At 46.9% G+C, this 12,303-nt stretch carries 11 protein-coding genes; 10 read left to right on the top strand and 1 reads right to left on the bottom strand.

The features are described from left to right. Positions 1-108: 108 nt before the first annotated feature. Positions 109-1,791, bottom strand: coding sequence for a PrpR N-terminal domain-containing protein (locus tag AB3N00_RS27780; protein WP_413037410.1), 1,683 nt, complete (start codon positions 1,789-1,791; stop codon positions 109-111). Positions 1,792-2,025: 234 nt separating this feature from the next. Here AB3N00_RS27780 and AB3N00_RS27785 point away from each other — a divergent pair, with 234 nt between their 5' ends. The 10 genes from AB3N00_RS27785 (at position 2,026) to AB3N00_RS27830 (ending at position 12,110) form a co-directional block, all read left to right on the top strand. After that, positions 2,026-2,238, top strand: coding sequence for a hypothetical protein (locus AB3N00_RS27785; RefSeq protein WP_413037411.1), 213 nt, complete (start codon positions 2,026-2,028; stop codon positions 2,236-2,238). A gap of 231 nt (positions 2,239-2,469) precedes the next feature. Beyond that, complete coding sequence (locus AB3N00_RS27790) at positions 2,470-3,174, top strand: PspA/IM30 family protein (RefSeq protein WP_413037412.1); 705 nt, start codon at positions 2,470-2,472, stop codon at positions 3,172-3,174. Positions 3,175-3,215: 41 nt separating this feature from the next. Continuing rightward, positions 3,216-4,247, top strand: a complete 1,032-nt coding sequence (locus tag AB3N00_RS27795; RefSeq protein ID WP_413037413.1) for a TFIIB-type zinc ribbon-containing protein — start codon at positions 3,216-3,218, stop codon at positions 4,245-4,247. Between the two features lie 41 nt (positions 4,248-4,288). Next, entirely contained in the window at positions 4,289-5,041 is a 753-nt protein-coding gene (locus AB3N00_RS27800; protein ID WP_413037466.1) for a TPM domain-containing protein, read from the top strand. 47 nt (positions 5,042-5,088) lie between these two features. Next, the gene (locus AB3N00_RS27805) at positions 5,089-6,123 is read left to right on the top strand and encodes an SPFH domain-containing protein (protein ID WP_413037414.1); all 1,035 of its coding nucleotides are present in this window, start codon (positions 5,089-5,091) and stop codon (positions 6,121-6,123) included. A gap of 198 nt (positions 6,124-6,321) precedes the next feature. Continuing rightward, on the top strand, positions 6,322-6,549 hold the full coding sequence (locus AB3N00_RS27810) for a DUF896 domain-containing protein (protein WP_095293145.1): 228 nt from the start codon (positions 6,322-6,324) through the stop codon (positions 6,547-6,549). A 105-nt stretch (positions 6,550-6,654) separates the two neighbouring features. Beyond that, positions 6,655-7,611: a ring-cleaving dioxygenase gene (locus AB3N00_RS27815; protein WP_413037415.1), complete on the top strand. Its 957-nt coding sequence runs from the start codon at positions 6,655-6,657 to the stop codon at positions 7,609-7,611. A 96-nt stretch (positions 7,612-7,707) separates the two neighbouring features. Beyond that, positions 7,708-8,796 carry a low temperature requirement protein A gene (locus AB3N00_RS27820; RefSeq protein WP_175397131.1) on the top strand — a complete coding sequence of 363 codons (1,089 nt, stop codon included), beginning with the start codon at positions 7,708-7,710 and terminating at the stop codon, positions 8,794-8,796. A gap of 224 nt (positions 8,797-9,020) precedes the next feature. Continuing rightward, positions 9,021-11,804 (top strand): glycoside hydrolase family 3 C-terminal domain-containing protein, encoded by a 2,784-nt coding sequence (locus AB3N00_RS27825; protein WP_413037416.1) that lies wholly within the window; start codon positions 9,021-9,023, stop codon positions 11,802-11,804. A 114-nt stretch (positions 11,805-11,918) separates the two neighbouring features. Beyond that, the gene (locus tag AB3N00_RS27830) at positions 11,919-12,110 is read left to right on the top strand and encodes a hypothetical protein (RefSeq protein ID WP_175397129.1); all 192 of its coding nucleotides are present in this window, start codon (positions 11,919-11,921) and stop codon (positions 12,108-12,110) included. Positions 12,111-12,303 lie beyond the last annotated feature (193 nt).

Consider the following 12,303-nt stretch of genomic DNA (forward strand, 5'->3'; position numbering starts at 1 on the left):
CGCATATTGTTTATTTTAGCAACAATAATTTATTGTAAATTTAAAATAATGTGATGATTGTTTAAATATGCAACACATTTAGGTGTAAAAAAAGCGCAAACTTAAAGATTATTCTTTAAGTTTACGCCATAACGTGGCACGGTTAATCCCCAGGCGATCCGCTGCCTTGGATTGATTGTTGTTTTCCTCCTGCAGGACGTGCTGAATGATTTCCTTCTCAATCTCTTTCAATGTACCGTTCAGCCTCATCGTGTTGGAAGCAGAATGCTGATTAAGCAAACGGGATAACGTATCCGTCGAGATCACATAATCCTGCTCATTCAGGGCAGCCTGTTTGATAAGATGCTTCAGCTGGTTGACTGTCATCTGCGGAACTTGATCTCGGATCAACTGCAGCGCATCGTCTTTTATTTTCACTGCAGCCGTCCCATACTTCTGATAGTAGCCAGTGAGGAAATGCTGGATCAGTGGGGCCAAATCCTCCAGCCTGTCTGCAAGACTTGGCATCATCATGGTGTTAAGCTCAATATCATGCGTCCAATGCGGATTCAACGGCTCTTCACCCAGGATGAATACACCAATCTGCCTATGGAGACAGGTCTGAATGAATGAGATTAGTTCTTCATCATTTATGCGGCTATCGATATGATTCATTTCCACGTTGCGGACCTTGGAGAGCGGTATTTTATGCAAATGACCAGCCGGTACCTGGGACAGATCCATTTGCAGCAATAGTCCACCACCCGAGTACATTTGATGAATATGTTTTACGAGAAATGATTTGCCTGAATCCGCATGGCCAAGCAGATAAATGGGTTCATGATTTTCATATAGTGCCCGGATGTTCTTCAGCGTCACCTGCATGGCAGGTGATTCTGCGACGATAGGTTCTATGGAAATATCGGTGTAAGCTGTTATGCCAAATTGTGCAAACTGGTAAGGTTGTCCCTTTTCAAGCGTGTATACTTTATACCCCTTATTATTGAGCGTCGTTTCATAGGCTGTTACTGTCAGCTGGTAGTCGTCGACCATGAACATATTCTGGACTTGGGACTGATGAAATTCCAGGTTGGTGTTAATCAGATGAATGTGATTATCGGTCAGTGGGTTCTGCTCGAAATCCGTCAGGTTTTCGAATACAATCTCGTTCCGTTCATCTAAAATAAGCAGATTCGGATGCTCCTGCGTGACCAGATTGTTCAGAATAACGGATATTGCACGATTTTTGCTCAAATACCGATATACCAACTGGGCATCTTCCAACGCTCGCAGAATGGCTTCCTTGCCGGATTGGATCAGCAATCCTTCAAGCCCATAGGTTCTGGCAGTATTTACGGTGATAACATCCCCGACAATTTGACGGTATCCGGACGCTTTTAGCTCCAGCAGCAGTCTGGCCACATCTTCGGAACTGCGTATGGTATATACCTTGAGAGGCAAATCCATCAGATCAATAATCGATTGTGCACCCGATGTAATATTGGAAAAGCCTACGATGGCCGTTTTGCCGTTAAACTGGCTGGCCAATGTCAGGGAACGAATCATGTCATATCCCGACAGCTGCACATCAATAACGGGAATGGTGACAGCTTCCTTGATCAGCTGAGCAGTACCCCCGCGGCTAATGATAATATCTGCCCCGTTTTTTTCAGCTTGGGAGGCCAGTTCGGCGCCCTTCATCAGGTCACCTACCTCGTACTGAATGGTTAGTTGGGGGAATCGGGGAACGCATTCTTGTATAATGGTAGTCATGGATTCGTAAGGAGCGATAATATGAACTCGTGTACGCATAATTTTCCTGCCTTTTATAGAAATCTCATTCGGGTGGTTCCCTTATTATAGCCAACTTACGAGGGATTGGCATCTTTGGCTCCGGGCAGCTTGAACATAAGTAGAGAGAAAAGATGGCCGAGCGGCAGATATGCATTTAAGAGAGTGACAATTATCACGGAAGTCAGAATTCCACTTTTTCAAAATGAATACATAAGCATCAACGATGGAAAGGAAAGAAAGGAGCGTCATGCGATGGCAGCATTTCGTGAAACGGTAGAACCGGATCACATTATCCAATGCGTTGTCAGCGAGTTTCCGTGCAGGGTATTGTGGAGTGAGGGGCGCCCATGCCTGGAGTACCAGAGGGAAGAGGATCTGAAGGAAATCACAGCTTACGTTGAGGTAAACTTTGGTGTTGATTTGCTGGATGTATTCTTTACTGCAGTAGAGAGTCTTCCCGCCTGATCCGGATAACGGCTAGCGTCAGAAATTGAAAATAGCGTGAGAGAAACCATCAGCGATGTCTGGTGGTTTTTCTTTTGGTTATTTATTTGTTGCAGGAAGATGATTAAGGTCATGATAAGGTAAAGGATTTTTTGCTTCGCAAATACCTGTCCAATCCAGGGAATTGAAACCCCCTTCTCGGAATTCATGTATTATAGGGTATATGTAAACTTTTCGGAGGAGGAACGTGAAATGGGAATCTTATCGAGGTTTAGGGACGTGATGAAGGCCAATGTGAACAGCTTGCTGGCTCGGGCGGAAGATCCGGAGAAGACTGTGAATGAATACATGCGGAGTCTAAGCAGCGACCTGGGTCAGGTAAAGGCGGAGACGGCAGTGGTGCTGTCAGAGGAGAACAGGGCGAAGAGGGCATTGGACGAATGCAGTGCCGAAATTAAGAAGCTGCAGCGATATGCAGAGAAGTCGGCAGAGTCAGGCGATGAAGATAAGGCGCGAAGTTTTCTGGAGAAGAAAGTGAAGCAAGCGGAGAAAATGAACGAGTTACAGGCAGCCTACGACCGGGCCTCCGCAAAAGCCAAAATGATGAAGCATATGCACGAGAAATTGGTGGCGGATATGGGACAATTGGAAGCTCGGCATACCGAGCTGAAGGGCAAAATGGCAGATGCGAGAGCCCAGCAGCTTGCTAATGAACGAAATGCCTCTGCCGGAAGGGCGAATGCAGCATTTCAAGCGATGGAAGACAAGGCCAATCAGGCATTGAATGAAGCGGAAGCACTTGCTGAACTCCGGGCAGGGAAGCAGGAGGATGATCTGGATGAACTTATTGCCCAGCTGGAGAAAGAAATGAACGCCGATGCGGGTAATAATGAAAATGCGACGCCAAGTGCGGAGGAAGAACTCGCAGCAATCCAGGAGAAGCTGAAGAATAAATAGGATTTACACGATTATATTTCTTTAAACATTGAGGTGAGCAGATGCCGGTTATTGAATACAAATGTCCCAACTGCGGAAGTGGCATGGTTTTTGACAGCGCGACAGGAGCGTTATCCTGCCCGAGCTGCGGGCGGCAGGACAATATTGAGCAGATCCCGGATCCGCTCAAGAAACAGGTGTTCACGGAAAATGAAGTGAAGCAGTACCACTGCAACAGCTGCGGTGCGGACATCGTAACTGAACCGGAGACGAGTGCGACCACGTGCAGCTTTTGCGGTGCGGCGGTTGTACTGAGTGATCGGCTGACAGGTGATCTGGCACCAGTTAGGGTGATTCCCTTTTCCATCAGTAAGGAACAGGCGATGCAGGCATTCAAAAAGTGGTGCCGGAACGGCCTGCTGACGCCAAGCGGATTCATGAGTGCAGACCGGATTCAGAATATTACCGGGATGTATGTGCCTTTCTGGTTATATGAGCTACATAACAAAATCGAAGTTCACGGCCGCGGGACCAAGGTGAGAACCTATACTCAAGGTGACTACCATTATACGGAAACGCAGCATTTTGATATTTACCGCAAAATCCGGCTCAACTATGTGAACCTGCCCATTGATGCTTCGGAGAAAATGAAGGATGAGCTAATGGATAAGCTGGAGCCGTTTCCCTATAATCAGCTGAAAGAGTTCAAGACCCCATATCTTGCAGGGTACATTGCTGAAAAATACAGTTACACCGATGAGGAGTTATATCCGCGGGCCAAGGAGAAGACCAGTTCTTATATTGATTCTTACATTGCTTCAACGGTATCCGGTTATAACAGTGTGAGCTACACGGACAAACAAATCGATACAACCTTAAAAAATGCAGATTATGTCCTGCTTCCGGTGTGGATGGTCTATTATGACTTTAATCGTTCCCAGTATACCTTTGCGATGAATGGTCAAACGGGAAAGGTAGTCGGCAAACCTCCGATTAGCAAAGCCAAAGTGGCGGGATGGTTCGCAGGTGTTTCGGCCGTTTCCTTGCTGTCCTTGAAACTGGTCTCCTGGATGATGGGAGGTGGGTTTCTGTGAGAAAGGCCAAACATCTGGCGATGGTGGCTACTCTGGTGGTGATGGTGATTGGTCTGGCATTTCCCTTTTTTAATGTTCAGACCGCTTTGGCAGCCGAGAGCAAAAATCTCATCTATGATGAGGCCAATCTGCTAAGCGAGCAGGAAGAAAGCGAATTAAACGCACTGGCGAATGAGTATGGAGCCGAGAGGCAGACGGATTTTATTATCCTGACAACGAACAATACGGAAAATCAGGATGTAGAGCTGCTGACCGAGGATTTCTATGATGAACAGGCACTAGGGTATGATAAAGCCCACGGTAATGCCGTCATTTTGACAATGGATATGAATTTTCGGGAAGTGTACCTGGCTGGATTTTATAAAGCAGAGGATTATTTGGATAATGGGCGGCTGCAAGCTATCCGCAGCAGAATTACCCCTGATTTATCCAATGGTGACTATAAGCTAGCTTTCGAAAAATATATCAGGCTCTCTTACGAGTACATGGGGTACAAACCGGGTGTGAATCCTAATAATATTTTATTCAACGGTTGGTTTCAACTTGCTGTATCAGTCGCAATCGGCGGAATCGTAGTTGGTGTGATGGCCTACCGATCTGGAGGACGGGTCACCGTCAATCGGGCGACATATGAGGATTCCAGTAATTCCAGTGTAATTGATCGTCAGGACCGATATATCCGTACAACGGTCACCAAACAAAAAATTGAACGAAACAATAACAACGGCGGAGGCGGCGGTGGAGGTACCACCCGAGGCGGCCACTCGCATAGTGGAAGTAGAGGTTCGTTTTAGTATCTGAGCTTTCGGGGCAGGTCCAAATAGAAGGGATGGGAACGAATATGGGATTTTTCAAGAATCAATTCTCAAATGTGGTGGAGTGGGAAGAATTCAGAGATGACATGATCTTCTGGAAGTGGAGCAACCGGGAGATCAAGAAGGGCAGTAAGCTGATTATCCGTTCGGGTCAGGATGCGATCTTTTTGAACAACGGCAAGGTCGAAGGAATCTTCGAAGATGAGGGCTCATTCAATATCGATTCCGAGATCATTCCGTTTCTATCTACATTAAAAGGATTCAAATTCGGATTCAACAGCGGCATGCGGGTCGAGGTGCTGTTTGTGAATACGAAGGAATTTACCGTTCGGTGGGGGACGCAGAGTCCTGTACTGATTCCGACACCGCAGCTCCCCGGGGGAATGCCGATTCGGGCCAACGGTACGTTTAATTTTAAAGTGAGTGACTATGTTACATTGATCGATAAAATTGCGGGCATCAAGCAGAGCTATCTGGTCGAGGATGTCAAAATTCGCATGACTTCGGTACTGGATCAGCTGCTCATGAAGTGGATCAGCCGTGAGGGCAAGGACATGTTCAACCTGCAGGCGAACGCATCGGATATTGCAAAAGGCATTCAGGAAGACCTGGATATGCAGATGATGGATATCGGGATCGGCATTACCGGCTTCCAGGTGATGAGTTTCAATTATCCGCAGGAGATCCAGGATATGATTACGAAGACCGCTTCGCACGAGATGATCGGCAATCTGCAGAAATACCAGCAGGTCAGCATGACGGATGGTATTGCATCCGGTAAGGTCAAGGGCGGCGGTGCTGCTTCGGATATGGCGGGCATGATGATGGGCATGAACATGGCAAACGAAATGATGAAGAATATGAATTCCAATAACCAGAATCAAGGCCAGAGCCAAAACGATAACAGCAACAGCAACTCAGGTCAAAACCAGGATCAAGCAACTGCACCCAAGGAAGGATCTTCTTCCGAAGGTACCAAAAAACCGAACTTCTGTCCGAACTGTGGTGCTAAAAATGAAGGAGCCAACTTCTGTCCAAACTGCGGTCAAAAGCTTGGCTAATATAACTTAATATTAGAAGGGCTTGCAAGGGAGTGAGAACTCGTTAGCAGGCCCTTTTGCATTTTCAATTTAATTTAGATAAAAGTGTTGACAATACCTCGATAATGATTTATCTTTAATTTAAGATATTTAATTCGAAGGTAAACGACACCAAAGACAAATATCTGAATCCAAATTACAAGGAGCGAGATCAAGATGATGATTCCAACATTGACCAGAATAAATGAACTTTCCAGAAAAGCAAAAGAGGCAGAATTGACAGAGATGGAGAAAGCGGAACAAATTCGTCTGCGTCAGGAATATCTGCAAATCTTTCGCGGTTCGATCAATGATATTCTGCTGAATGTCACCATCTATGATCCGAACGGCGATGACGTTACTCCGGATAAACTGAAACAGGAACAAGCAAGCCAAAATAACAACTAAATTCAATCGGTCATATATCTTAATTTAAAGATAATACAAATTACAATAAATATTAACTGGCTTAAACCACCATATCCCATTCGAAAATCCAAGGAGGAATTTTTCATGACACTTCAAACTGCAGGTATTCACCATATTACAGCTTTTGCGGGAGATCCACAGGCCAATGTCGACTTTTACGCTGGGGTTCTGGGACTTCGTCTCGTGAAAAAAACAATCAACTTCGATGCACCAGACGTGTACCATCTGTACTTTGGAGATGAGAAAGGCAGCCCGGGAACCATTATTACCTTCTTCCCATCTGCTGGATCACCTCGGGGCAAAATTGGCGGTGGTCAAGTAGGCATTACCTCTTATGTCATTCCTCCTGGGACTATTGGCTTCTGGCAGGATCGGTTGGAACGGTATAACATTGAGGTAACCAAAACAAGTCGCTTTAACGAAGAACTTCTCCAATTCGAAGACAGCGAAGGTCTGCGGCTTGAGCTTGTTGAACGGGAAGAAGGAGCTGCCAGCACATGGGAGCATGAAGGAATTCCGGCAGACAAAGCCATCAAAGGCTTTGGTGGTGCAGTATTGTTCAGTGTGAATCCACAAAGAACGATGGATGCGCTGGAGAACATTCTGGGATTCGTCAGAGTGGATGAAAATGAGGAATATGCCCGTTTTCGCTCCAGCGGAGATATCGGTAATATCGTGGATGTTCCGGTTACCCGGATCCCTCTGGGTGTAGGCGGCTCAGGCACAGTACACCACATTGCGTGGCGTGCCAAAGATTTTGAAGAGCATGAAGCATGGAGAGGGGCCGTATATCAATATGGATACCAACCAACTCCGGTCCGGGATCGTCAATACTTTAACGCTATCTACTTCAGAGAAGCGGGTGGGATCCTGTTTGAAATTGCGACAGATCCGCCGGGATTTGCCAAAGACGAACCTGCTGATGCACTCGGACAAAAACTGATGCTGCCAGAATGGTTCGAGCAATATCGTGATCAAATTGAGAGCAACCTGCAGCCGATTGAGGTAAGAACGTTGGAACCTGCGACAGCTGCTCAATGAGTTAATACCATAGCGGTCAGAACGATGTTCTGGCCGCGAATGGATTCAATGTAACATAAGGCACATTACGACTTGAACCCAAAGGAGCATCGATGGATGATGGAGAAAAAGGTTACCTGGCTGGAGCTGTTCTACGATCTGCTCTTCGTAGCAGCCGTGTCCAAAGCAGGTCATGTCCTGCTGCATGCTGAGCATGGCGTCATTACGTTTGAATATCTGTTGAAATTTGTATTAATCTTCATCCCCGTTTGGTGGGCATGGGTTGGGCAGACCTTATTCATTAACCGATACGGTCAGGATATCCTCAGCCATCGCGTCTTTCTCATCCTTCAGCTTCTGTCGGTTCTCGTCATGACAGCAAGCCTCTCGACTCATTTTGACCAATATTACCTGTCATTCTTCGTGGGGTATATCGGATCGAGGGCATTTACGGCAATTCAGTATCTTACAGTACATAAGTCCAAAAGCGCACATCAACAACAGGCTGCCCGGTATCTGGGTATCTGCTTTATTATCGGTATCCTGATCTCCACGGGTTCTTTGTTCTTTGATTCCTGGCTGCGTTATGTCGTGCTGTATGCGGGGATCGCGGTAGATATCGTGCTTCCGCTGATTGGTCGCAAAAATCTGGTGAAGGTGCCAATCCACACACATCATCTGCTTGAACGCTTTGCGCTCTTTACACTCATCCTGCTGGGTGAGTCGGTGATCAGTATTATCGCTGTGCTGCAAGCGGATCATTGGGATCTGAGATCCATCCTGTTTGCCGCCTTTACTTCCATATTTGTCATTGCGATGTGGTGGCAGTATTTCGATAATGTAGAGAAAAAGGTCAGCAAAGAAATTCAGACTGCCGGGCAAGCGATCATCTATGGGCATCTGTTCATCTACATTTCAATGAGCATGATTGCGGCTTCGATTCAGCTGCTGTATCTGAATGAGCTCAACTATGTGTTCATGCTGGGGTTTGGTTTTGGATCTGTGCTATTATACTTCCTCTCGACCTCGCTCGTGTTCCATCGTTATCGGCATGCACATCAAAGGCTGCGTCCACGTCATCTGGTAGCTATGGTGGGGGTATTGGTTGCATTCGTTATAGTGGATCTGATCTACCAGGTTCCGAACTACGTCATCGTAGGGGAAGATATGTTATTTTTCCTTCTGTATGCGAAGCTGACGACTTGAGTAGCGGATTGAAAATACATTAAAAGTCACGGACGAATTACGTTCGTGGCTTTTTTGATTAACAATTTTTCTAAAATGCATGTCGACAATGTGAAAAAGCGGTTTCGTGAGTTATTTTCTTCTATAGAATCTGTTAATATGGGACTAGGTACAAGTGAATCTACCAGATCATTGAATAGAATAGCGATTCGTGGATATGGGGATGACAATCAGGAGGGAAATCATTGAGCACACATCAAATCGGAGTTCCATTGGAAGGGTTTGCAGAATTTAGCCGCACGGTTGCCGCAGAAGGCGCGGTGCTTTTGAAAAACGAAGGTCAGGTTCTTCCTCTTCGTGAAAACGAAAACGTTTCAGTTTTTGGCCGTATTCAAGTCAACTACTATCGCAGCGGCACAGGTTCAGGCGGAAGCGTACATGTAGCGTATACAACCAATCTGCTGGATGGACTGCGCAGCAAGAAGAATGTCACCGTTAATGAAGAGCTGGCAGCTGTCTATGAAAAGTGGATTGAGGAAAATCCATTTGATGATGGCGGTAAAGTATGGGCTGCTGAACCGTGGAACCAAAAGGAAATGCCACTGACAGATGAATTGGTTGCACAAGCCAGAAGTAAGTCCAGCAAGGCTATAGTCGTGATTGGACGTACAGCAGGGGAAGATCAGGACAATGCCGATGCACCAGGCAGCTACCAGCTGACAGAAGATGAGAAAGCCATGCTGAAGCAGGTTACGGCGCATTTTGAACACACCATCGTAGTGCTGAATGTATCGAATATCATCGATATGAGCTGGCTGAACGAAACGTATGTACATCCGATTCAAGGCGTCATTTACTCCTGGCACGGTGGTATGGAAGGTGGTAACGCGATTGCCGATGTATTGGCGGGTGACGTTACACCGAGTGGTAAGCTGACAGATACGATTGCATATTCCATCGAAGATTATCCTTCGACAAGCAACTACGGCAATGAATTCAAGAACCTGTATCAGGAAGATATTTATGTGGGTTATCGTTATTTCGAAACGTTTCGACCTGAAAAGGTTCAGTTTGAATTCGGTTACGGCCTGTCTTATACGACGTTTGCCATTCAACCGGAAGAAGCGAAATCGGTGTCCAAAGATGGCGAAACCGTGATTGAAGTTCGTGTAAACGTGACCAACTCGGGCACGACATATGCAGGCAAAGAGGTTGTGCAGGTGTACTACGAAGCTCCGCAAGGCAAACTGGGACAACCGGTCAAAGCTCTGGCGGCATTTGGCAAAACGGGACTGCTTCAGCCTGGAGAGTCAGAACTCCTCACAGTAAGCTTCCCAGTACAGGCCATGGCTTCCTACGATGATGCAGGTGTAACAGGTCATGCTTCCGCTTATGTTCTCGAAGAGGGTACCTATCGTCTGCACGTTGGAACCAGCGTCAAGCAAGCGCAGCACCTCAGCGTTGATGGCCAGGACGGGTACGTGATCGACGTCCTTCAGGTCGTAGAGCAGCTGCAAGAGGCGATGGCACCAACCGAAGATTTCACGCGAATGAAACCGGGTGTTCGCAAGGCAGATGGATCATACGAGCTGACTTACGTGGAAGTGCCGAAGCGTCAGGTCTCCATGGCTGACCGTATTGAGCAAAACCTGCCACAAACGCTGGAGCAAACAGGCAACCAAGGCTACAAACTGAGCGATGTCAAAAACGGCAAAGTCAGTCTGGAAGCCTTCATTGCCCAATTGAGCGATCAGGATCTGGCTGCGATCGTGCGAGGCGAGGGTATGAGCAGTCCGCTCGTTACTTCCGGTACAGCTTCTGCATTCGGTGGTGTCAGCGACAGCCTGTTTAACTATGGTATTCCTGTAGCCTGCACAGCAGATGGCCCGTCCGGTATTCGTATGGATAGCGGAGAGAAAGCCACGCAAGTTTCAATCGGGACGCTGCTGGCGGCGACATGGAATACGGATCTGGTTGAAGAGCTGTACGTCATGGAAGGACAGGAATTGCTGAGAAATCAGGTGGATACCCTGCTCGGACCTGGACTCAATATCCGCCGGAGCCCGCTGAACGGTCGTAACTTCGAGTACTTCTCTGAGGATCCGCTGCTCTCGGGTGTGTTTGCTGCCGCATGCACCAAAGGTATTATGAAGGGCGGATCCAATGCGACTCTGAAGCACTTTGCCTGCAACAATCAGGAGAAACACCGCAGCAAAGTCGATGCTGTAGTCTCGGAACGTGCACTGCGCGAAATTTACCTGAAAGGGTTCGAAATTGCGGTAAAACAAGGCGGCGCGAATTCCATCATGACCTCCTATAACCCGATTAACGGACACTGGGCTGCATCCAACTATGATCTGAACACGACTATTCTGCGCGGAGAATGGAATTTCGACGGGATCGTTATGACAGACTGGTGGGCCATTATGAACGATGTGGTCGAAGGCGGGGAGGCTGACCGCAAATATACAAACTGGATGATCCGTGCCCAGAACGATTTGTACATGGTCGTGCCAAACTATGGCGCAGAGATCAACGGCTGGGATGACAACACGATTGAATCTCTCGCCAATGGAACACTGACACGCGGAGAGCTGCAGCGTTCGGCGATTAATATTTGCAAATTCATCATGAATGCACCGGTTTCCTCCAGAAAGCATGAAATTGTGGAGAACGTCGCTTCATTCCAGGCAAATGCATCCCTTTCTGCAGAAGAGGCTCAAGTTCTGGCTGAGAATGCACAAGTGAAGCCTGTTGTAGGTGAGCCGGTTTACATGAAAGTAGACGAGGCAGGCCAATATCGGATTATTGTACAGATCATGTCCCCTGAGCCGGAACTGGCTCAAAGCGCATGTAATGTGATCCTGAACGACCAGTTGATGACGACCATTCAAACGAATGGTACAGAGGGCAAATGGATCAGACAGAAGCTGGTAAAAGTAGAGCTGGAAGCAGGACTGTATGAGTTGAAGCTTGATTTCACCAAACCGGGTCTGCAGATTGACTGGATTGAATTCAAACAGGTCTAGGACGGGCAGACAGACATTCAGTGATGGGAATGTTGTCACTGGACAGGCTGACTGTTATGATGTTGTTAGGATATCCTGGAATTCTGAACAATCTGGTCAGGAGTGTTGCGAAGGATGAGAAGGTATAATTTTTGGAGTCCAATCCTGCTGATTGCAGTGGCGCTGATCGTAAGAAGCCTGGTAACCAACCTGGGCATGCTGTTCGGCATGTCGCAAGAAGCAGCGAGTAATATCGCCATGATTGCCATGGTGATTGCCGCACTTATTATGTTTAATCGAATGACGAAGGCTCGTCGCAAAAAATAAAAAAAGCTTGGATGACCCGTTAGGGTATCCAAGGCAAGAAGACACCCTCCGGGGTGTCTTCTTTTTGTATTGACGTTCTGGACCTAACGTTTTAGACTAAACCTAAATAATAATAACGTTAATACAATAACAAAAATAACAAGATGGAATCGAACGAAACGGGATATAAGTTAAACTCCACATTTACATGAGA

This window comes from Paenibacillus xylanilyticus (assembly GCF_047246825.1).
GTDB classification, from domain to species: Bacteria; Bacillota; Bacilli; order Paenibacillales; family Paenibacillaceae; genus Paenibacillus; species Paenibacillus xylanilyticus_B.

Coding starts and splice junctions, on each gene's coding strand:
- AB3N00_RS27780 (WP_413037410.1), bottom strand. CDS start 1,791: ATGCGTACACGAGTTCATATTATCGCTCCTTACGAATCCATGACTACC.
- AB3N00_RS27785 (WP_413037411.1), top strand. CDS start 2,026: ATGGCAGCATTTCGTGAAACGGTAGAACCGGATCACATTATCCAATGC.
- AB3N00_RS27790 (WP_413037412.1), top strand. CDS start 2,470: ATGGGAATCTTATCGAGGTTTAGGGACGTGATGAAGGCCAATGTGAAC.
- AB3N00_RS27795 (WP_413037413.1), top strand. CDS start 3,216: ATGCCGGTTATTGAATACAAATGTCCCAACTGCGGAAGTGGCATGGTT.
- AB3N00_RS27800 (WP_413037466.1), top strand. CDS start 4,289: ATGGTGATTGGTCTGGCATTTCCCTTTTTTAATGTTCAGACCGCTTTG.
- AB3N00_RS27805 (WP_413037414.1), top strand. CDS start 5,089: ATGGGATTTTTCAAGAATCAATTCTCAAATGTGGTGGAGTGGGAAGAA.
- AB3N00_RS27810 (WP_095293145.1), top strand. CDS start 6,322: ATGATTCCAACATTGACCAGAATAAATGAACTTTCCAGAAAAGCAAAA.
- AB3N00_RS27815 (WP_413037415.1), top strand. CDS start 6,655: ATGACACTTCAAACTGCAGGTATTCACCATATTACAGCTTTTGCGGGA.
- AB3N00_RS27820 (WP_175397131.1), top strand. CDS start 7,708: ATGATGGAGAAAAAGGTTACCTGGCTGGAGCTGTTCTACGATCTGCTC.
- AB3N00_RS27830 (WP_175397129.1), top strand. CDS start 11,919: ATGAGAAGGTATAATTTTTGGAGTCCAATCCTGCTGATTGCAGTGGCG.